Annotated in this window: 18 protein-coding genes; 5 read left to right on the forward strand and 13 right to left on the reverse strand. The window is 70.2% G+C overall.

Going from position 1 to position 19,899, the window contains the following annotated elements:
* Nucleotides 1-10 precede the first annotated feature (10 nt).
* From ACIBO2_RS33055 to ACIBO2_RS33085, 7 genes are read right to left on the reverse strand one after another with little or no spacing between them, the layout of a single operon-like run.
* Nucleotides 11-1,138: a mandelate racemase/muconate lactonizing enzyme family protein gene (locus ACIBO2_RS33055; protein WP_397301941.1), complete on the reverse strand. Its 1,128-nt coding sequence runs from the start codon at nucleotides 1,136-1,138 to the stop codon at nucleotides 11-13.
* Nucleotides 1,138-2,106, reverse strand: coding sequence for a D-2-hydroxyacid dehydrogenase (locus ACIBO2_RS33060; RefSeq protein ID WP_397301944.1), 969 nt, complete (start codon nucleotides 2,104-2,106; stop codon nucleotides 1,138-1,140). Before ACIBO2_RS33060 ends, ACIBO2_RS33055 begins: the two co-directional genes overlap by 1 nt.
* Entirely contained in the window at nucleotides 2,103-3,089 is a 987-nt protein-coding gene (locus tag ACIBO2_RS33065; protein WP_358543536.1) for a hydroxyacid dehydrogenase, read from the reverse strand. Before ACIBO2_RS33065 ends, ACIBO2_RS33060 begins: the two co-directional genes overlap by 4 nt.
* Nucleotides 3,089-4,237 carry a hypothetical protein gene (locus tag ACIBO2_RS33070; protein WP_397301947.1) on the reverse strand — a complete coding sequence of 383 codons (1,149 nt, stop codon included), beginning with the start codon at nucleotides 4,235-4,237 and terminating at the stop codon, nucleotides 3,089-3,091. Before ACIBO2_RS33070 ends, ACIBO2_RS33065 begins: the two co-directional genes overlap by 1 nt.
* Nucleotides 4,238-4,241: 4 nt before the next feature.
* Nucleotides 4,242-5,096, reverse strand: a complete 855-nt coding sequence (locus tag ACIBO2_RS33075; RefSeq protein WP_358543531.1) for a carbohydrate ABC transporter permease — start codon at nucleotides 5,094-5,096, stop codon at nucleotides 4,242-4,244.
* Nucleotides 5,096-6,100, reverse strand: coding sequence for a sugar ABC transporter permease (locus ACIBO2_RS33080; RefSeq protein WP_358543528.1), 1,005 nt, complete (start codon nucleotides 6,098-6,100; stop codon nucleotides 5,096-5,098). Before ACIBO2_RS33080 ends, ACIBO2_RS33075 begins: the two co-directional genes overlap by 1 nt.
* 23 nt (nucleotides 6,101-6,123) lie before the next feature.
* Complete coding sequence (locus tag ACIBO2_RS33085; RefSeq protein ID WP_358543525.1) at nucleotides 6,124-7,578, reverse strand: extracellular solute-binding protein; 1,455 nt, start codon at nucleotides 7,576-7,578, stop codon at nucleotides 6,124-6,126.
* 192 nt (nucleotides 7,579-7,770) lie between these two features.
* Between ACIBO2_RS33085 and ACIBO2_RS33090 the strand changes: the two genes are divergently transcribed.
* The 3 genes from ACIBO2_RS33090 to ACIBO2_RS33100 are packed head-to-tail and all read left to right on the forward strand — an operon-like array spanning nucleotide 7,771 to nucleotide 11,468.
* The gene (locus ACIBO2_RS33090) at nucleotides 7,771-8,547 is read left to right on the forward strand and encodes a sugar phosphate isomerase/epimerase (RefSeq protein ID WP_358543522.1); all 777 of its coding nucleotides are present in this window, start codon (nucleotides 7,771-7,773) and stop codon (nucleotides 8,545-8,547) included.
* 27 nt (nucleotides 8,548-8,574) lie between these two features.
* The gene (locus ACIBO2_RS33095) at nucleotides 8,575-9,657 is read left to right on the forward strand and encodes a LacI family DNA-binding transcriptional regulator (RefSeq protein ID WP_358543519.1); all 1,083 of its coding nucleotides are present in this window, start codon (nucleotides 8,575-8,577) and stop codon (nucleotides 9,655-9,657) included.
* A 26-nt stretch (nucleotides 9,658-9,683) separates the two neighbouring features.
* Nucleotides 9,684-11,468 carry a DUF2264 domain-containing protein gene (locus tag ACIBO2_RS33100; RefSeq protein ID WP_358543516.1) on the forward strand — a complete coding sequence of 595 codons (1,785 nt, stop codon included), beginning with the start codon at nucleotides 9,684-9,686 and terminating at the stop codon, nucleotides 11,466-11,468.
* On the opposite strand, the gene ACIBO2_RS33105 is transcribed toward ACIBO2_RS33100, so the two are convergent.
* The 5 genes from ACIBO2_RS33105 to ACIBO2_RS33125 form a co-directional block, all read right to left on the reverse strand.
* The gene (locus ACIBO2_RS33105; RefSeq protein WP_397301953.1) at nucleotides 11,461-11,904 is read right to left on the reverse strand and encodes a Clp protease N-terminal domain-containing protein; all 444 of its coding nucleotides are present in this window, start codon (nucleotides 11,902-11,904) and stop codon (nucleotides 11,461-11,463) included. The genes ACIBO2_RS33100 and ACIBO2_RS33105 overlap by 8 nt on opposite strands.
* 101 nt (nucleotides 11,905-12,005) lie before the next feature.
* Nucleotides 12,006-12,890, reverse strand: a complete 885-nt coding sequence (locus tag ACIBO2_RS33110) for a helix-turn-helix transcriptional regulator (protein WP_358543513.1) — start codon at nucleotides 12,888-12,890, stop codon at nucleotides 12,006-12,008.
* A 52-nt stretch (nucleotides 12,891-12,942) separates the two neighbouring features.
* Complete coding sequence (locus tag ACIBO2_RS33115) at nucleotides 12,943-13,377, reverse strand: MEKHLA domain-containing protein (protein WP_397301956.1); 435 nt, start codon at nucleotides 13,375-13,377, stop codon at nucleotides 12,943-12,945.
* Between the two features lie 87 nt (nucleotides 13,378-13,464).
* Nucleotides 13,465-14,052: a CHRD domain-containing protein gene (locus ACIBO2_RS33120; protein ID WP_358543507.1), complete on the reverse strand. Its 588-nt coding sequence runs from the start codon at nucleotides 14,050-14,052 to the stop codon at nucleotides 13,465-13,467.
* A gap of 235 nt (nucleotides 14,053-14,287) precedes the next feature.
* Nucleotides 14,288-17,539 (reverse strand): ATP-binding protein, encoded by a 3,252-nt coding sequence (locus ACIBO2_RS33125; RefSeq protein ID WP_397301959.1) that lies wholly within the window; start codon nucleotides 17,537-17,539, stop codon nucleotides 14,288-14,290.
* 172 nt (nucleotides 17,540-17,711) lie between these two features.
* Between ACIBO2_RS33125 and ACIBO2_RS33130 the strand changes: the two genes are divergently transcribed.
* A complete protein-coding gene (locus ACIBO2_RS33130; protein WP_358543502.1) occupies nucleotides 17,712-18,332 on the forward strand; it encodes an L-threonylcarbamoyladenylate synthase in 621 nt (206 codons plus the stop codon).
* A 115-nt stretch (nucleotides 18,333-18,447) separates the two neighbouring features.
* On the opposite strand, the gene ACIBO2_RS33135 is transcribed toward ACIBO2_RS33130, so the two are convergent.
* Nucleotides 18,448-19,080, reverse strand: a complete 633-nt coding sequence (locus tag ACIBO2_RS33135; RefSeq protein ID WP_358543499.1) for an NAD(P)H-dependent oxidoreductase — start codon at nucleotides 19,078-19,080, stop codon at nucleotides 18,448-18,450.
* 137 nt (nucleotides 19,081-19,217) lie between these two features.
* On the opposite strand from ACIBO2_RS33135, the gene ACIBO2_RS33140 reads away from it, so the two are divergent.
* Nucleotides 19,218-19,859 carry a helix-turn-helix domain-containing protein gene (locus ACIBO2_RS33140; RefSeq protein WP_358543496.1) on the forward strand — a complete coding sequence of 214 codons (642 nt, stop codon included), beginning with the start codon at nucleotides 19,218-19,220 and terminating at the stop codon, nucleotides 19,857-19,859.
* Nucleotides 19,860-19,899: the final 40 nt, after the last annotated feature.

Here is a 19,899-nt window from a genome sequence, read left to right on the forward strand (position 1 = left end):
GACTCGCCTGTCAGACCGCGAGCGAGCGGACCACCTCCTCGTCCACGCCGATCCCCAGGCCGGGGCCGGTGGGCACGTGGGCGACACCGTCGGCGACGGTGATGACCGGGTCCGTGGCGTACGGGCTGGTGATGAACTGGCGGCCGTTGAGGTCGACGGGCGTGTCCACGCCGAACGCGGCGAACAGGTGCAGCGAGGCGGCCAGCCCGATGTCGGACTCGGTGAGCCCGGAGCCCATGACGGCCAGGCCGCTGTCCTCGGCGAGCTGGCACTGGCGCAGGGCCAGGGTCAGCCCGCCGCAGCGCTGCACCTTGGCGACGGCGACGTCGATGGCGTCGAGCCGGACGAAGGTCGCCAGGTCGCTCGGGTGGCGCAGGCTCTCGTCCACGGCCACCGGGATGGGGCTGGCGTCGCGCAGGCGGCGCAGGCCGGCCAGGTCGTTGGAGGGCACCGGCTGCTCGAAGACGGCTACGTTCAGATCGGTCAGGCGCCTGGCCACCCGGAGCGCGGCGGCGGCCGTGTAGCCCTGGTTGGCGTCCACCCAGAGCACGGCGTCGGGGGCGGCGGCGCGTACGGCGGTCACGATGGCCACGTCCTCGTCCTCGGTGTGCAGGCCGAGCTTGACCTTGACGTGGCGGTAGCCGTGCGCGCGGCCCTCGGCCACCGAGTCCGCGGCCTCGGACGCCGACTCACCCGACACGATCCAGGCCAGCTCGATGGTGTCGCGCCTGCGCCGGCCCCACAGCTCGCCGAGGGACACGCCCAGGCTCCGGGCGTAGGCGTCGTGGCAGGCCACGTCGACCGCCGCGCGCGCCAGCGGCATGCCGATCGAGAACCCCTTGCTGATGGTCCGGTCGAAGGTACGGCAGAGTCCGTCGAGGTCCCACAGCGGGCGGCCGACGGCGGCCGGGGCCAGGTAGCCCTCGATGGTGGAGACGATGGATTCGGTGGTCTCGTACGTCCATGAGGGAATCGGGGTGGACTCACCCCACCCGATGGCGCCGTCGTCGGCCGTGACCTTCACCAGGACCCTGATGGCGGGGCGGCCGCTCTGGACCACGGATCCGCCCGCGACCGCGAAGTCGCGCAGCGAGGGCAGGGCCACGGTGAAGGTCTCGACGCGTGCAATACGGTTCATCAGTACCATTCCGACTTGTCCACCACATTGATCAGTTCGCGCCCGGCCACGAAGCGGCGGGCGTTCTCCAGCAGGACGGCGAAGCACCGCTCCGAGGCGTGCGGTCCCACGCCCGCGACGTGCGGGGTGACGATCACGTCGGGACGCCGCCAGAGCGGGTGGTCGGCGGGGAGCGGCTCGGTCTCGAAGACGTCCAGGGCCGCGCCGGCCAGGTGGCCCGAGGACAGGGCGGCGGCCAGGTCGTCGAGCCGGACGATGGGGCCGCGGCCGACGTTGACCACGTACGCCCCCGGCTTGGCCAACGCCAGCCGGCGCGCGTCCAGCAGGCCCTCGGTGGCGGGGGTGTGCGGGATCGTCAGGATGACCAGGTCCGCCTCGGGAAGCAGCCGGTCGAGCGCGTCCGGCGGCAGGACCTCGGCGAAGCCCGGCACGGGGCCGCCGCGCCGGGCGTCCGTGCCCACGACCCTGGTGCCGAACGCCGCCAGCAGCCTGCCGACCTCGGCCCCGATCGCGCCCACCCCCACGACCAGGGCCGTGGCCTCGCTCAGGGGCAGCACGGCGCCGGGGTCCCAGTCGGGCGCCCAGCGCGCGCGGGCCTGTTCGCGGGCGTACCTGGGCAGGTCCCTGGCCAGCGCGAGCACGAGCGCCAGCGTGTGCGCGGCCACGTGGTCGGTGTAGGTGTCGCGCATGTTGGTGACCTGTACGGGGTGCGCGACCAGGGCCGGATGGTAGAACGCCGGAGGCGGCCCGGCCTGCGGAGCCTGCAACCAGCGCAGCCGTCCGGCGTGCGCCAGCAGGTCCGCGGGCAGCGTGCCGTAGGCGGCGTCGGCCTCCGCCAGCGCCTCGGCCGCCTCCGCCGGGGTCTCCGGCCGGCGGACGACGAGCTCCGGCACCGCCTGCTCCAGCCGGGCCCGCCAGCTCGCGGTGGCCGGATCGTGCGGCGGCAACAGCACCAGGGTGGTGCTCACGCCCTTCTCGCGAGGCCGGACTCGGTGATCTCGTACCGCAGCGGCTCCCCCGCGAGGTAGCGGACGAGCTCCTCGGCCATCGCCTCGCCGTGGCGGCGCCGCTCGTGGCCCAGGCTGCCCGCCACGTGCGGGGTGACGACGATGTTCGGCATCGTGAACAGCGGCGACCCGGCGACGGGCGGTTCCGGGTGGGTGACGTCGAGGACGGCGAACAGGTCGGTCCGCCGGCTCAGCACGTCCACGAGCGCGGACTCGTCGACCAGCTGGCCGCGCGCCGAGTTGATCAGGGTGGCGTCGTGCTTCATCGACTCCAGCAGCGCGGCGCCGACCATGCCGTTCGTCTCGGGGGTGAGCGGCGCGTGCAGGCTGACCACGTCGGAGGTGGCGAACAGCTCCTCGAGGCCGACGAGGCGCACCCCGAGCCGCTCGGCCTCGGCCGGGTCGGCATAGGGGTCGTGGGCCTGCACGTCGAGCTTGTGGTGGGCGAGCAGCCGCGCCGTGGCCCGGCCCGTGGCGCCGAGCGAGACCAGCCCGACCGTCGCACCGTAGGCGCCCAGCTCGGGCCCGCGCGGGGCGGTGGCGGCGGCGGCGCGCGCGGCCAGCACGTAGCGCCAGCCGTGCTTGAGCGCGTACAGGATCTGCGAGAGGGCGAACTCCGCGACCGGCTCGGCGTTGGCCGTGGCCGCCGTGGTGACCCGCACTCCCCTGGCCCACATCTCCGGGGTCACCATCGAGCGGATGGAGCCCGCGCCGTACAGCACCAGTGAGAGTTTGGGCGCGGCGGCGAGAAAGTCGGCGTCCAGCTTGGGCGCGCCCCACCCGGTAACCAGCACCTCAATGCCGCCGAGCACGTCGGGAGTGAGCCGGTCGGCGGTGAGCAAGGGCGAGCCGATGGCCAAATGCCGCTCAAGCGCGGTCCGGGCATCCGGGCCGTAGACGTCGTCGAAGCGATTCGGGTCCATCACGTACAAGCCGTTCAGCATTATTTCTCCTTCAAGCGAGCCGCCGCCCGCAAACTTGCCAGGCGGGCGGGTGAGCCCAGCCCGGCGTGGTAGTAACGCAGCTGCCGCGCGCCCCCGGCGACGAGGTCGGCGGCCAAAGCCGGGATCCGATGGTGCTCGTCCTCCAGCACGGTCAGGTTGGCGACGAGCGGGAGTTCGGTACGGCTCGCCGCGGCCTTCATCTGGGCCAGGGCCGCCTCCTCCTGGCCCCAGCACTTGAGCACGTACGCGTCGACCGGCGCGTCGAAGGTGGCCAGGTCGATCCCCACGTCGGGGCCGGTGACCTGCGGGTCGTCGGTGGCCATGAGCAGCAGCTCACGGCCGCCGGCCAGCGCCGCCACGTCCCGGACCAGGCCGGCGATGACCTGCCCGCGGTGACCGTACACCGCCTGGGCACGCTCGCGACCGAGCACTTCGTCCAGGCTCGTCCCGGCCGGGACGCCCCGCTGGAGCTCCCCGTCGACGGCGGCGCGCACGTCGCGCGCCAGTTCCTCCACGTCCAGGCCGCGCCCGGCCAGCCCGGCCCGGCAGGGCGGGCACAGGCACAGGGACAGCAGCGCCTTGCCGCAGGCGGACAGGCCGGCGCCGGCGGTCTTCTCGTGGTGACCGGCGTGCTCCATGCCCAGCCAGCCGCACGCCTCCAGCATCAGCGCGGGCACGTCGTACTGCTCGCACACCTCGCGAACGAGAGTGAGCGCGTAGTCGTGGACGGCGGGCTGAGCGGGGCAGAGCGCGTAGGGGTAGGACTCGCCGTAGGCGTTCGTGACCGTCAGGTCGGGCGCCTCGCGGCCCAGCACCGAGGAGTGCGTGAGCACCAGCCAGGCCTCCGTCCGCAGCCCCGCCCCGGCCAGCGCGGCCAGCGCCGTGCCGAACCGGTCCTCGTCGGCCACGCCCCAGCTCGGCGGGTACGGCCGCAGCCGCCCGCGCCAGCGCTCGGGACGCAGCCGGAAGTAGGCCGCCGCGTGGTCGGCCTGCACGATCCGGTGACGCGGATGCCACGGGGTGACGCCCCGGACCGAGTGGTAGGCGGCCTGCAGGGTCACCGTGCTCACGCCCAGCCCGGCGATGCGCTCGGCCGCCGCGGGGTCGCCCACGACGTCCCAGGTGTAGGCGAACGCCCCATGCCTCACGCGGTCATCCTTTCGTGGCGCCGGCCAGGCCGCGCGTGAAGTAGCTCTGGAAGAACAGGAAGATCATCAGCATCGGCAGGAACGAGATCGTCATCCCGGCGGCGAACCCGGTCCAGTCCGTCGCGTGCTCGCCCTGGAAGGACAGCATCCCGACGGCGAGGTTCTGCAACTCGGGCTGGCCGAGGGTGAACACCAGCGGGATGTTGAACTCGTTCCAGCTGCTGATGAACTGGAAGATGACCACCACCGCGATGACCGGCTTGGCCAGCGGGAGGATGAGGCGGAAGGTCTTGAGGAAACCGGCCCCGTCGAGCTTGGCCGCCTCGAACAGGTCGGCCGGGACGCTGGAGAAGAACCCGACGAACAGCAGGACGTAGAGCGCGCCGGCGCCGCCGGACATGGCCAGGATGACCCCGGCCCGGGTGTTCAGCAGGCCGAGGTTCTCGATCAGCACGAACTGCGGGACGATGATCGAGGCGACCGGGATGAACAGGGTCCCCACGATCATCCGGTAGAGCAGGGTCCGGCCGGGGAACTCGTACCTGGCCAGCACGTAGCCGCACAGGGCCGCCTTGACCAGCTCGACCAGGGTCGAGGCGACCGAGTAGAGCACCGTGTTGAAGAAGTATCCGGAGAACCCGGCGTTGACCCAGGCCCGGACGAAGTTGTCGAAGTTCAGCTGGTCGGGCAGGAGGCTCGCGCCGCTGGTGAACATCCCGGCCTGGGTCTTGAACGCGGCCGAGATCGTCCACAGGAAGGGATAGACCCACACGAGCCCGATGACCAGCAGGATCGGCAGGGCGATGAGATTGGCCCGCACGGCGTGGCTGCGCCGGGCCGCACGAGTGGTCGCTGCCATCAGACGCCGTACTCCTTCCTGAGTCGCTGAGCCCGGCGGACCGCCAGGCCCTGGGCGGAGACCAGGACGAAGGCGATGACGGAGAACAGCAGCGCCGCGGCCGAGGCGTAGCCGTAGGCGAACGGCACCGAGCCGAAGGCGTTCTGGTAGATGAAGTAGGACACCACGTAGGTGCTGGTGCCCGGCCCGCCCGCGGTGAGCGTGACGACCAGCCCGAAGACGTGCATGGCGTTCACCAGGCCGAGCAGGGCGATGATCACGGCGACCGGCCTGATCATCGGCAGCGTGATGCGGGTGAGCTTCTTCCACTCCCCCGCGCCGTCGATGGCGGCCGCCTCATAGACCTCCTCGGGCACGTTCTGCAGCGCCGCGATCCAGTAGATCATGTACTGGCCGAAGATCTGCCAGATGGAGACGAGCACGAGCACGACCAGCGCGCTCCACCGGTTGGCGAACACGTCGAACCCCTGGTCGACCAGGCCGAGGTCGCGCAGAATCGCGTTCAGCGCGCCGTTGGACGGGTTGAGCAGGTAGGTGAACACCAGCCCCGCCATGGCGACGGGGATGATGAGCGGCGCGAAGAACATGGTCCGGAAGAACCGCTTGCCGCGCAGCCACTTGCGGGTCAGCAGGATCGCCGCCAGCAGCGAGATCGGCAGCTTGATGACGGTCGTCAGCAGGGCGAACACCAGCGTGTTGACCACGGAGAGCCAGAACAGCGGGTCGGCCAGGATCGTGCCGTAGTTGCCGCCCCCGACGAAGTCATTGATGGGGCCGACGCCCGACCAGTCGAAGAAGGAGTAGTAGATCGTCGCGATCAGCGGCCAGATGGTGAAGCCGAGGTAGAGCAGGAGGAAAGGGGCCAGGAAGACGAGCAGCCAGACCCTCTCGATGCCGCGGACGCGCTCGCGGGAGTGATCGGGGCGCTCTGGCACCCGCTTGGCGGGCGACCGGTCCCTGTCCGGCACCCTTTCCCGCCTGGGGGCGGGAGCGGTGGTTGTCATGGATGTCCTCACGAGGAGTCCGGTCAGTTGCGGTACATGTCCGAGGTGTAGTCCTTCGTGTACTCCCAGTCGGAGAAGGTGTAGCAGTCCATCGACACCTTCAGGCCGCCGGCCGCCTCCTGCTTGAGCCCTTCCTCCAGAGCGGTCTGCCGCTGTTGGGCGATGGCGGCGCCCGTGGTCTCCAGAGGCTTGCCGCTGGTCAGCGCTTCACCCATGGCCTCCCACTCCCCGTCGGGGGTCTTCGCCACCGCGTTGACGTACGCCTTGGACTTGGCGATGTCGGGGCACTTGAGCAGCGGCACGGGAAGCTGGACCCGGTAGCCCGGCTTTCCGCCGATCTCCATGATCTGCCTGAGCGCCGGGTCGGTGACCATCTTCTGGTTGTCGACGTAGGCGAGCGTGCCGAAGGCGCTCTTGTAGTACTGCTTGACGAAGTAGCCGTTGGGGTCGGTCATCCACTGGATGAAGGTCCACATGGCGTCGGGATGCTTGGTCTGCGAGCTGACCCAGTACTTGTTGTTGTCGTACTTGCGGCCGGCCGCGCCGGTCTGCCCGCTGTCGGGGTTGACGCGTGGCGCCACCACGTACTTGTCGCTGCTGAAGCCCTGGCTGGCCCACACGCTCGGCAGCCAGGTGCCGTCGAACATGATGCCGGCCTGATCGGCGGCGAACTGCTGGCGGGAGAAGTTCTTGTCGTTGGTGCCGGGCGCCAGGTAGCCGGCCTTGTTGAGCTCCTGGATGAAGGCGAAGGTCTTCGTCTGCGCGGGCTGGGTCACGTCGAACTTGCCGGTCTTGTAGTCGAAGAACTCGTCCGTCGAGACGCTGCCGATCAGCCCGTACCAGATGCGCTGCATGTCCACGCCCTTGGTGGGGGCGGCGATGCACTGCGCCTTGGTCTTGGCCTTGATCTGCGCGCAGGCGTTCTTGAGGTCGGTCCAGGTCTTGGGCGGGCTGTTGACGTCCAGCCCGGCATCCTGGAAGACCTTCTTGTTGAGGAACATGTAGCCGGAGCCCCAGTACAGGTTCTCCGAGAACGGGAAGCCGTAGGTCTTCCCGTCCTGCATGTTGATGCCTTCCAGGAAGGACCCGTCCGGCCAGCGCTTGGTGAAGTCGGCGGGGACGGTCCCGCTCGGGCTGAGCGGGCGGATCCACTTCTGGTCCGTCAGCTGGGACAGCCCGAGAGCGTTCCAGTAGAACATGTCCGGCGCCTGGTTGCTCTGGAAGGCCAGAGGCAGGGTCTTCATGTACTCGGACTGGGTGATCGAGCGCCACTCGATCTTGATGTCGGGATGCTCCTTGGTGAACTGGGCGCCGATGTCCTTGTGAAAGTTCACCTGTTCGGCGGAGAAGTCCCAGATCCGCAATGTGGTCTGCGAGCCACCTCCGCTCGGGTTGCTCGAGGTGCCGCACGCCGACACGAGCAGAGACGCCATGGCTGCGGTGGCCATCACGGCGGTCAAACGCGGACGAGGGATCATGGACCCTCCTAAAGAGGCGGAGGTCAGAGGGGGGTCGGGTAGCTGGTAAGCGCTTACCCGAGGGTGGGTCGAGAGTAGCCCGCCTCATTCCCCGATTCAAGGCTTGTGAGAAAGCGGTTTCAGATGGATGCTCAGCCGTGAAGTCTGTCTGGCCCAAGATGTACAAGCGCTTTCTCAACTTCAGGAGTACGTGTGCGCCTGCTCGCCTTCACCAAGCCCTTCGGCTCCATCGACGCCCCCGAGCTGGCCGAGGCCGTCGCCTCGGTGGGCGCCGAGGGGGCGGACCTCCTCGTACGCGAGGGCCAGACGGTCAGCCCCACAGACCCGGACGGCATCGCCGTCGTCGCCGCGGAACTCGGGCGTCGCGGGCTCACCCTCGACGTCGTCACCACCGACTTCCTCGACGCCGACGCCGACGCCGAACGGCTCATCGCGGCCTGCGGCGAGGCCGGCGTCCCCCTCGTACGGACGGGCTTCTACCGCTACGACCCCGCCATCGGCTACCACCATCAGCTGAAGGAGGCCAGAGCCGCGCTGACCCGCCTGTCCGCTCTCGCCGCCCGGCACGGCGTGCGGGTGGCGATCCAGCTGCATCACGGTACGATCCATCCATCCGCCGCGCTCGCCCTCGCGCTGGCGGGCGACCTGAATGACGTGCGCTTCTACGCCGACCCCGGCAACCAGGCCAAGGAGGGCAGCGAGGCATGGGCGCTCAACGTCGAGCTGCTGGGCGATCGGATGGCCTGCATGGGAGTGAAGAACGCCGCCTGGCGATCGGGCCCGGACGGCTGGACGTGCGACTGGCAGCCGTTCGCGGACGGGGGCGTGGTCCGCTGGGCGGAGATCATCCCCGGGCTGCGCGAACGCGGCTACGCCGGGGTGCTGTCGCTGCACGTCCACTACCCGGCGGCCGACCCGGTGGCGGCCGTACGGAGAGATCTGGATCATCTGCGCGGGCTGCTCGGCTGACGGGCGCACGGCAGGCAGGAGGAGCGGGTGCGTAATCTGCGGCAGGGCCGCGGGAGCCGGGTGACGATCAGCGACGTCGGGGCGGCCGCGGGGGTGTCGGCCTCGACCGTCTCCCGCGTGCTCAACGGCACGACGAAGGTCGATCCCGCTCTGGCGGCGCGGGTCCACGACGCGGTCACGCAGCTGGGCTACCGGCCCAACGCGGCGGCGCAGGGGCTGGCGCGCGGGGAGTGGGGCACCATCGGCGTGCTGGTCCCCGACCTGGCCAATCCCTACTTTCCCGGCGTGCTCAAGGCGGTCTCGGCCGTCGCCCGCTCCCACGGGCGCCGCGTCATGGTCATGGAGTCGGACGACGACCCCTCGATCGAGCACGACCTGGTCGAGGACCTCATGCGCAGCTGCGACGGCGTGCTGCTCGCCTCCTCCCGCCTGGAGCGCGCCGACCTGGCCGCCCTGACCGGCCGGGGCCACCCGCTCGTCCTGCTCAACCGGATCGTCCCCGGCCTGGCCGCGCCCGCCGTCTCCGCCGACTTCTTCGGCGGGATGATGCTGATCTGCGGCCACCTGGCGCAGCTGGGCCACCGCCGGGTCGCTTACCTGAGCGGGCCCGAGGTGTCCTGGGCCAACTCCGAGCGGATCAGGGCGCTGGAGGCCGCCAAGGCGTTCGGCCTGTCCGTCACGATCCTGCCGTGCGGGTCCACCAGCCAGTGCGGGTACGAAGCGGCCGCCGCGGTGGCCGGCACCGGCGCCACCGCGCTCACCACCTACAACGACCTGGTGGCCCTGGGGGCGGTGACCCGGATGCGCGAGCTCGGGGTGCGGGTTCCCGAGGAGTTGTCGGTGGTGGGGTTCGACGACATCGCGCTGGACCACGTGGCGCACACGGGTCTGACCACGGTGTCGGTGCCCCAGGGGCAGCTCGGCAGGCAGGCGGCCGAGATGCTGGTGGCCCTCATGACCGAGGGGCACGACGGAGCGCCGGTGACGCTGCCGATGGAGCTGCAGGTCCGCGACAGCACCGCCCCGCCCGGGGTTCCCGCGGTGTTGACGGGCGAGGGCGCCGGGGTGTTGACAAGTGCGGGCGACGGCGGGAAACCTAGCTCGGGATAGCGCTTTCCCAGCGAAAGAGAGACCCCGTGCACACCGACGACCGGCCCGGCGGCGATCGAGAAGAGTTGGCGCGTCAGGTATTGGACCTGGTCACGCCCCTGATTTCGCGGTTCAGTCCGGGGCGGGGACGGCTGCGGCTGGGGTTCCACACGGCGCACTACGACCTGGCGTCCGCCGAGCTGGAAGCGTTTGCACGCCCGCTGTGGGGGCTGGCGCCCCTGGCGGCCGGCGGCGGGGCGTTCGACCACTGGGACCTCTGGAGCGCCGGGCTCGCCGCCGGGACCGATCCCGAGCACCCCGACTACTGGGGCGCGGCCTTCGACAAGAACCAGCGACTGGTCGAGACCGCCGCCCTCGGCCTGGCGCTCGCCCTGGCCCCCGAGCGGATCTGGGACCCGCTGACCGGCCCGCAGCGCGACACGGTGGCCGCCTGGCTACGGCATTCCGTCACCGTGGAGCCGAACGACAACAACTGGCTGTTCTTCCCGGTCATGGTGGGGCTCGGGCTCGACCGCGTCGGCATCTCCCACGACCACGACGCCAACACGGCCAGGCTCGACCGGCTGGAGGAGTTCGACCTCGGGCGCGGCTGGTACTCCGACGGGCCGACGTGGCAGCGCGACTACTACATCCCGTTCGCCATGCACTACTACGGCCTCATCTACGCCGCGCTCGGTCGCGACCAGGACCGGGCCGGGCGCTTCCGTGAGCGGGCCGCGGCGTTCGCCCAGGACTTCCAACACTGGTTCAGCAGCGAGGGGGTGGCCGTCCCGTTCGGCAGGAGCCTGACCTACCGGTTCGCGCAGTCGGCGTTCTGGGGGGCGCTGGCCTTCGCCGACGTCGAGGCGCTGCCGTGGGAGGTGACCAAGGGGCACCTGCTGCGGAACCTGCGCTGGTGGGACCGCCGGCCGATCCGCGACAACGCGGGAGTGCTCACCATCGGCTACGGCTACCCCCAGCCGCACATGGCCGAGCAGTACAACGCGCCCGGCTCGCCGTACTGGGCCATGAAGGCGTTCCTGCCGCTCGCCCTGCCCGCGGAGCATCCGTTCTGGACCGCCAAGGAGGCCGACGCTCCCCCGCTGCCCGAGGTCAGCACCCAGCCGGAGGCGGGCGTGGCGCTGATGCGCTGCGAGGAGGGGCGGCACGTGGTGCTGCTCAGCGCGGGGCAGCGCAACCCGTGGGCGCGGCACGGCGCGGCCAAGTACGCCAAGTTCGCCTACTCCACGCGGTTCGGCTTCAGCGTGCCGGCCGGGACGCTGAAGCTGGAGCAGGGCGCCTTCGACAGCACGCTGGCGCTCAGCGAGGACGGCGAGCACTGGCGGCCGTGCGAGCTGCCGGACCAGGTCTCCGCCGCCGACGGTGTGCTGCACTCCCGCTGGACGCCGTGGGAGGACGTGGAGATCGAGACCTGGCTGGTGGCGTTGCCCCCGTGGCACGTACGGGTGCACCGGATCACGACCGGGCGGGCGCTGCGCACGGCCGAGGGCGCCTTCGCGCTCGACCGCGACCGGCCGCCCATCCGGGTCGACATCGGTTCCGGCCGGGCCCGGCTCGACGCGCCCCACGGCCTGTGCGTGATCGAGGACCTGACCGGCGAGCGGGAGGGCGACCTGGTCACGGCCCTGCCCGGCACGAACGTGCTCACGCCGCGCACCACGATCCCCACGCTGAGGGGTGACCTGCCGCCCGGCGAGCACCTGCTGGCCTGCGCGGTGCTCGGCCTGGGGCCCACGGGCCCGGACGCGGCGGCCGGGTGGCCGGAGCCGCCCGCGTGGGAGAGCATCGAGCCGCTGATCGGCCCTAGTTGACGTACTGCTGGAGGAGTTTGTCCGTGGTCGGCCCGACCTGGTCGAGGTCGACGCCGAGCTTGACCAGCACCTGGGCGGCCACGCTCGCACGGTCGCGGGTGAGTGCGAGCAGGAGGTGTTCGGTGCCGATGTAATCGAGGACGCGTCGCAGGGACTCCTGGTTCGCCGCCTGGAGCACTTCGTTGGCCGCCGGCGTGAACGGAAGGTAGCCCGACGGAGCGGACTGGCCTCGGCTCCGGCTCTCCTCAACCTGCCGGCGCACATCCTCAAGGGTGAGGCCCAGGTTCTTGAGAACCTGGGCCCCCACACCCTCATCTTCACGGATCAAACCAAGCAGAACGTGCTCGGTGCCGATGGAGTCGTGGTTGAGCGTTCTGGCTTCGTCCTGGGACAGGACGATGATGCGCCGCGCTCGGTCGGTGAACTTCTCGAACATCCCGCCACTCCTCGCAAAGCAGTCAGTCAGGTTTTGTCCTTGCGCATGCTAGTGCGTCACACCCGTCACCACAGCACCATGCCTTGCCACCTGTTTCCTGGTCAGCTCGTGGACGGGGTGTCGGCCTCCTGTTCCTGACCCGCGGTGGCGGACCAGCTGGCGAGCAGCTTCAGGCCGTCCTCCGTGGCGCTTCCGGGCGGCGCGCTGTAGACGACCACGCTCAGCCCGTTCTCGTCCGGCAGGGCCAGAGACTCGTGATCGAGTTCCAGATCGCCGACGACCGGATGGCGCAGCCGCTTGGTGCCCTCGCGAAAGACGTGCACGTCGTGGGAGCCCCACATCACGCGGAAGGCGTCGCTGCGGGTGCACAGCTCACCGATCAGATTCGACAGCTCCCGGTCGTAGGGATTCTTTCCCGCCGCGATGCGCAGCACGCCGACGGCCTCGTGGGTGACGCGCTCCCAGTCGATGTAGAACTGCCGGGCGGCGGGACTGAGGAAGGCGAACCGAGCGCTGTTCGCCCCGGACGTCGGATCGGCGTACATCGGCGAGAAGAGCGCACGACCCAGCGGGTTGGCGGCCAGCGTGTCCAGACGGTCGTTCTTCACGAACGCCGGCAGCTGCGGCATGCCCTCGATGATCCGCGCCACGCCCGGACGCACCACCGGCCGGGTCTCCCGCTGCCTGGCCCGTCCTTGGGGCGCGGGCCCGGCGGCTCGGGCGAGGTCGTACAGGTGCATGCGCTCGGTGTCGTCCAGGCGCAGAGCCTGGGCAAGGGCGCCCAGCACACTGTCGGACGCGCCCCGGAGGTTGCCGCGCTCCAGACGCGTGTAGTACTCCACGCTCACTCCGGCGAGCATCGCGACCTCGCCCCGGCGCAGGCCGGGCACCCGCCGCTGGCCGTACACCGGCAGCCCCGCCTGCTCAGGCGTGATCTTGTCTCGCCGGGAGCGGAGGAATGCGCTGATTTCGTCCCGGTTGTCCATACCGCCAGGGTAAGCAGACTCCGCCACAGGTGGGGGTCCCTGCCAGTACCTCTCACAGCACAGCCTCCCAGCGTTGGAAAGTGGCCGCCTGGCCCACGAGTACGCCGTCGCCGTCCGTGAGGTTCCACATCGTCACGTCCTCGATCCAGAACCGGCGCCCGGACTTGGCGATGCGCTGTCCCCGGTAGTCGGTCGCGAAGCCGCTCCGGTGCACGGCGTCCAGCAGGCGCTGACGGTCCTCCCGCCGGTCCGGCTCCGCCGAGAGCCGGGAGGGCAGGCCGACGAACTCCGCCCAGTCGTACTCGAAGCAGCGCTGGGCGGTGCGGTTCGCGTAGGCGAAGCGGGGGTCGCGCGCCGCGTCGTGCGCCAGCACGCCGAAGGGCGCGTCCTCGTACAACCAGCGCGCCGTGGCCTCAGGACCGGCCAGCGGGGTACCGACGAGCCGCTGGTGGCAGCCCGCCAGCAGGTCGAAGAAGTCGGGATTCACGTAACAGCCGTCACTTGTCCTGTCGTGGAGTCGGCCTCCAGGCGGGGCATTCCACTGCCAGTGGAATGCCCCGCCGAAGAGGGCGATTTACCAGTGGCCGCCGTTGTGGAGCTGGCCACGGACCGCACCGTCGGGGAACTGGGCCGTGTGCATGTTGGCGTACCAGTTCTTCGGGTTCTTCTTGATGTCCCTGAGCAGGCTGCTCTTGACACGGACGGAGCCGAAGCTGGTGTTGCCGCGAATGGTGCCGCTGGACAGCAGGTCGATCACGACCGGGCCGTTCACGCCCGCCTTGCCGCGGTGGATGTGGAAGGCGGTGGGCTTGCCGGTCTTCCGCCACTGGACGAAGTAGTAGAAGCGGTTGCCGTTGATGCGGAACTTGGCAACGGCCACGCCGTCCGGGTCATCGACCTTCTTGCCCGCTTCGCGCACCTCGTTCCTGCCGAGGAGCCCGGCGGCGAAGTAGTACTTCCTGGACGTGCTGGCCATGGGAGCCCGTGTGACCGTACTCGCCTCGGCGGAGTGGGGCAACCGCCATTCCGGTGCGGCGGCCGCGGGAGTGGCGGTCACCGCGGTGGCGGCCACCACCGCGACCGCTCCTGCCGCCGCCGCGCCGCCAATTACCCGGCGCCACGAGATCCGTCCGTTGCCCGCCTGATTTAACGTGCTCATCATTGCCTTTCCTTTTTGACTCGCAGTTGTGACTCTTTGATCGCTGCAGACCATATGAAAGACAATAGTGGTCGTTCTGCGTAAAAATACACATTCGGCATGTGAGCAATGCCACAGGGCTACTACAAGGGCAGATGCGTTCTTGACGAATACTGAACAGAAAGTGGAATTCGCACTCGCCGACCGGAGCTCTCAATAAGCGTCTTGATAACGAGTGAATATTTACTGAATTCGCCGCTCAACCATTTTCAAGATGGCCACCGTCCAGCGTGGCCAGGAACTCTTCGGCGCGCCGGGCGAACAGGTGGGTCCCGCGTTCGGTGGACAGTGTGCGGCATCTCTCCGCGACGGCCCTCACCTCGGCGACGGATTCCCCTTCCGCCAGCAGCAGTCGCGCCCGCAGCAGGAGGAGCAGGCCCTCCGCGTAGCGCTGACCGTAGAGATCGAGGCAGGAGTCGGCCTTGTCGAGGGCCGCGGCGGCCTTGTCCAGCGCGCCGGCGGCCAGCCACATCTCACACAGATGCCCGAAGCAGGTCGAGACGCTGGCCCGAGGTGGGTCGAGGAGGTTGGTGGCGATGATCCGCTCGGCCTGCGCCGCGGCGCCCGCCGGATCCCTGCCGGTCATGGCCAGCGCCCAGCACCGGACCAGCCGCTGGTAGGTGCCAAGGAAGACGAAGGAGAAATCGGGGTCCGCGGCGATCCCGCGTTCCGCCGCGCGCAAGGCCCGTTCCGGGTCGCCGATCAGTGCTTCCATCCTTGCCGCGTGGGCGGCCCAGACCGTGATCGTGAACGGGGCGTCGCCGGGGGCCGCCAGCCGGTCGAGCAGCGATCGCGCGCCGTCGATGTCATCGTGCATCGCGGTCGCCTCCGCGAGCATCCCGATCATCAGCAGCTGCAGGTCGTACCAGACGGGATCGTCCTCGCGCCGGACGACGCGGGTCAGCAGGATCCGGCTCGCCTCGGTCAGGCGACGGAACGCTTCGCCCATGTTCCCGTCACTGAACTGCTGCAGCCCCCATGCCTGCAGCCCATACGCGCGTACGAGCGGCTTGTCGGATGCTTCACCCTCTTTCAGCAACCGGCGCGCCAGCAGCCTGCTGCGGTCGCTCTCGAGGGCTTGGGCGTGGGCCGCCCAGCGGGAGTAGAGCAGGACGATGGCGTCGAGTTCCCGGCCGAGGATCCGGGCCAGGTGCTCCGCGCGTTCCAGCAGATCCACCGACGAGGTGCCGTACATCTCACGCATCCCGACGACCGCGATCAGCTGAGACAGGGCGGGCAACTCCGCGTCGGCGAGGCCGGCCGTCCGCGCCACCCGGACGGCCAGCCGCAGTTGTCGCTCGGCGGCCTCGAGCGCGGACTTGGCCGCCGCGTGACGGCCCGCGCGCACCAGCGCCGCCGTGGTCCGGCGCGGATCGGCGAGCGGACCGGCCGCCCACAGGTGGTGGGCGACGCGCTCGGCCACGTAGTCGCCGGAGGAGTCGGTACGTTCGAGCGTGTCGGCGACGCGCAGGTGAAGCGGGTTCGCCCGCCCGGCGGGCGTGCTCTCGGAGACGGACTCGCGGACCAGATCGTGCGAGAAGCGGAACGAGAACGGGTTCCCTGGTGTGGGTTCGAGCAGGCCGAGCGCTTCCACGGGCTCCAGACGATCGAGGCAGGTCTGTACGTCAAGGTCGGCGACCCCGGCGAGCAGACCGAGGTCCACCTCCCGGCCGATCAGCGCGGCGATCTGGAGCAGGTTCCTGGCGCGGTCGTCGAGTCCGGCCATCCGGTCGCGGACGACGTCTCGCACGGTGGCGGGCACTCCCACTCGCGCCCCGGCGCCCTCGACGAGCGCGCCGCTGTCAGCGAGCAGCCGGGCCAGCTCCCGGACGAAGAACGGATTGCCGGCCGTACGCGCATAGATGCCGCGTACCGCCTCCGGGCCTGGAACCTGGCCGGTCTCGCGGCGGACGAGCTCGGCCACCTCGGCCAGGCCGAGAGGACCGAGCCGGGTACGGAAGTGGCCGGGCACCCGGCTCGCCGCGGCGAGCGTCCGCGTCAGCGCCGATCCGGGTACGGGCGCGCGGTCGCGGAGCCCTCCGATGACCGCGGTGCCGGCCGGCAGCCGGGCCGCCAGGTGGCTGAACAAGCGCAGCGACGCGACGTCCGCCCACTGGAGGTCGTCGATCATGAGCACCAGTGGTCGCCGCGCCGCGACCTGGCCAATGGCGGCGACGGCCGCCTCGAACAAGCGGAACTGGGCGCCCGCGTCGCGTGCCACCGATTCGCCGAGGCCGTCACCGTCCGGCTCCAGGAGGTCGCCGAGTTCGCCGGCGAGCCATTTCTCCCGCGCCGCGCCGGGCAGCTCGTCCAGCACAGCGCCGACTGCCTGAATCCACGGCCACATCGACGGCGTTCCTTCGCCTTCCAGGCAGCGGGCCCAGACGGCGGCGGCCTTACGCTTCTCCGCCTCGGCAGTGAGCTCCTCCAGCAGCCGCGTTTTGCCTATCCCCGGCTCGCCCTCCAGGACGATGAGCCCCGTGCCTGCGGTGAAGGCGGGCTCGATCGCCTGCCGCAGCACCGTCAGTTCCTCCGCTCGGCCGACCAGGACGTCTCCGGACGATGTCGCGGATCTCGCGGCGGCCTGTACCGGTGCGGGCGAGTGTCCGGCCGAGCGCCGTACGGTCACTGCCTCGGTCGCCGTCGGGTTCTGGTCCAGCACCAGCCGGTGCGCGGCGGCCACGGCTTGGCCAGGGTCGATGCCGAGATCCTCGGCGAGCCGGGCACGGACCGCGCGGAACACCGACAACGCCTCCGCCTGCTGCCCGGCGGCGCCCAGCGTGGAGATGAGGCTCGCCTGCACCGGCTCGTGCAGGGGCGCCATCCTGGCAGCCAGGTGCAGGGAAGGCAGCAGCCGCTCCGGCCGGCCCAGCGACACCGCGAGCTCGGCCGCCGCCGTGCACGCGTCGAAGAACTGGCCGTCCAGCCTCGCGAATATCGACGTCGCGGCCGGTCCCTGGCCCAGCCCATCGCCCGCGGAGCCGTGCCAGAGTCCCAGCGCTTCCACGTAACAGTCGAGAGCCGCCTCAGGGCGCTCCTTCACCAGGGCGGCCTCGACAAGGTTCTGGAACACGACAAGGTCCAGCGTCCCGGCTGCCGCCGCGAACAGGTAGCTGTTGCCACGCCGCTCCAGGTAGGAGCCGGAACTTCGCGCCGAAAGCTCAGGCTCCAGCAGCCGGCGCAGCGACCCGACGTACTTGTGGATGACGTTGAGGGCACTCGCCGGCGGATCGTCCTGCCAGATGAGATCGATCAGCTCATCGGTGCTGATCGGCCGTCCTTCCCTGGCCAGGAGAAGGGCCAGCAGGAAGGCCTGCTGCCGGGGTCCGGCGCTCAACTCGACGTGACCCCGCCAGAGCCGTAAAGGACCGAGAATCTGGAAGAGCAGGGGGCCGCCGGAAGCCCGTCCGTCCTCGCCATCGCCGTCGATGGGAAGGATTGCCACAGCCACGCGTGTACCACCTTGGAATGTCATCGGATCGCCTGGGCTCGGACAGTGAAGCGGATCGCGAAGCCGGTGGGTACTGTGATCCTGCTCGACCAGTGCCCATTCCCAGCGACGTCGCGTCACTGCGCCGGGGGGCGTGTCATGCGATGGGGTGTTCGCTTCTAAGATCCGAGGTGTGGCCAAGTATTTCGCTCTGCACCCGGACAACCCCCAGCCTCGCCTGATCAGCCAGGTCGTCGATTCGTTAAACGCCGACGGGCTGATCGCGTACCCGACGGACTCGTGCTACGCGCTGGGGTGCCGGCTGGGCAACCGGGAAGGCATCGATCGGATCAGGGAGATCCGCAGCCTCGGCAGTGATCATCACTTCACGCTGATCTGCAGGGACTTCGCGCAGTTCGGCCAGTTCGTTCACGTGAGCAATGCGGTGTTCCGGTTGGTCAAGGCGGCGACTCCGGGCGGATACACGTTCATCCTGCCCGCGACCAAGGAGGTGCCGCGGCGGTTGATGCATCCCCGGAAGAAGACGGTCGGTGTGCGGATCCCTGATCACGTCGTCACCCAGGCGCTGCTGGCCGAGCTCGGCGAACCGCTGCTGTCGAGCACCCTGCTGTTGCCCGACGAGACCGAGCCCGCGACACAGGGCTGGGAGATCAAGGAGCGGCTCGATCACGTGGTCGACGCCGTCATCGACTCGGGCGAGTGCGGCGCCACCCCGACCACCGTCGTCGACCTCTCGCAGGGTGAACCCGAGATTCTTCGTCGCGGCACGGGAGACCCGTCCCTGTTTGAGTAAGTTCGAGTAAGGGAGGGCCGCCCCGATCATCACGGGGCGACCCTGGCGGCGGCCGGCGCTTGGCCAGTACGGCTGCGGCTGCGGAGCGCTTGGCCAGTGCGAGCCGGCGGCGCGGCTACTTGGCGGCCAGCTCTCGGCCGGCGTCGCGGGCGGCGGCGAGGGCGTCGCCGTGAAGCTGCGCGGCCAGCGGGCGCAGCGATTCCATGGCCGGGTTGGTGGCGGCGAGGGTGAGCTCACGTTCGACGACGGTGAGGTCGGCCTCCCACATGTCACTCAGAACCCGCGTCAGGTACGGGGTGGAGTGGTCCCAGCCCTCACGTGGGGTCCCGGGTCCATAGCCGCCGCCACGCACGGTGGCCAGCACGGTCGGCTTGCCCTTCAGCACCGGAGTGCCGGCGCCCGCCGCGGCGATGACCAGGTCGGCCCAGGTCTTGAAGTGCTGGGAGACCCCGTAGTTGTACAGCGGCACGGCCAGCAGAACCGCGTCGGCCGCCTCCAGTTCGGCGGCGAGCCGCACGGCCAGCGCGAGCGCGTCACGCTGCGCCTGGGTGCGGTCGGGTTCGGAGGTGAACGCCGCGGTCGCCGCGAGCGCCCAGGCCTCGGCGGGCAGCGGGTCGGTGGCCAGGTGACGACGCACTACCGGCTCGCCGGGCCGGGTCGCCGTCCACTCGGCTTCGACGAGGTCGGCGAGCTCGGCGCTGGAAGAGGTGCCGGGAAGAATGCTGGCGTCCAGCCGGAACAGACTCATGATCGTCTCCTTTAAGGTGCCGCGTCATGCGGCTCAGCGATGTCGGCGGCGAGCCGGCCTGGGTGCCGGCGCCGCGACCCGCTTCAGCATAAGCGGACTTTACCCCGCTTTATATTCCAGAGGTAGGGTGAGAACTTGTGGATCTCCCTGTGGTGCCCTTCGGTCGTCCCCGTGCGGAACGGGTGGACGCGGCGCGCAACCGGCTGCAACTGCTCCAGGTGGCCCGCGAGATGATCGCCGAGCACGGGGTGGAGAGGGTGACCATGGACGGCCTGGCCGAACGGGCCGGCCTGGGCAAAGGGACTGTCTTTCGCCGGTTCGGCACCCGCGCGGGAATCTTCCAGGCCCTGGTGGACGAGGACGACCGTGCCTTCCAGCAGGCCGTCATGGGCGGGCCACCGCCGCTCGGCCCCGGAGCCGACCCGGTGCAACGGCTGATCGCCTACGGCCGGGCCCGCATCGCCTTTCTGCTCGACCACCACGCGATCGTCCGCGCGGCCCTGGACCGCAACCAGCCCGTCCCCGTCGGCGAGCACAACCTCTCCCGGCTGCACATCCGGATGCTCCTGGGACAGGCGCACCAAGACGAACTCCTGGACATCGCCGACCTCGACAGCCTGGCCGTCCAGCTCACCGCCGCGCTCGAAGGCCCGATCCTGCTCTACCTGGGCATGTCGCGGCCCTTCCCGGCCGACCCCACCCCGGCCTCCATCCCGTTGGCCGACAGCTGGCAGACCATCATCGAGCGCCTCTTCCGAACGCCGTCACACAGCGGTTAACTCACGGCAGCGGCGATGCCGCCCGGATACCCCATCGACA

Source organism: Nonomuraea sp. NPDC050022 (assembly GCF_044460705.1).
Lineage (GTDB): Bacteria > Actinomycetota > Actinomycetes > Streptosporangiales > Streptosporangiaceae > Nonomuraea.

Coding starts and splice junctions, on each gene's coding strand:
- ACIBO2_RS33055 (WP_397301941.1), bottom strand. CDS start 1,138: ATGAACCGTATTGCACGCGTCGAGACCTTCACCGTGGCCCTGCCCTCG.
- ACIBO2_RS33065 (WP_358543536.1), bottom strand. CDS start 3,089: ATGCTGAACGGCTTGTACGTGATGGACCCGAATCGCTTCGACGACGTC.
- ACIBO2_RS33075 (WP_358543531.1), bottom strand. CDS start 5,096: ATGGCAGCGACCACTCGTGCGGCCCGGCGCAGCCACGCCGTGCGGGCC.
- ACIBO2_RS33080 (WP_358543528.1), bottom strand. CDS start 6,100: ATGACAACCACCGCTCCCGCCCCCAGGCGGGAAAGGGTGCCGGACAGG.
- ACIBO2_RS33085 (WP_358543525.1), bottom strand. CDS start 7,578: ATGATCCCTCGTCCGCGTTTGACCGCCGTGATGGCCACCGCAGCCATG.
- ACIBO2_RS33105 (WP_397301953.1), bottom strand. CDS start 11,904: ATGTTCGAGAAGTTCACCGACCGAGCGCGGCGCATCATCGTCCTGTCC.
- ACIBO2_RS33110 (WP_358543513.1), bottom strand. CDS start 12,890: ATGGACAACCGGGACGAAATCAGCGCATTCCTCCGCTCCCGGCGAGAC.
- ACIBO2_RS33120 (WP_358543507.1), bottom strand. CDS start 14,052: ATGATGAGCACGTTAAATCAGGCGGGCAACGGACGGATCTCGTGGCGC.
- ACIBO2_RS33135 (WP_358543499.1), bottom strand. CDS start 19,080: ATGAGTCTGTTCCGGCTGGACGCCAGCATTCTTCCCGGCACCTCTTCC.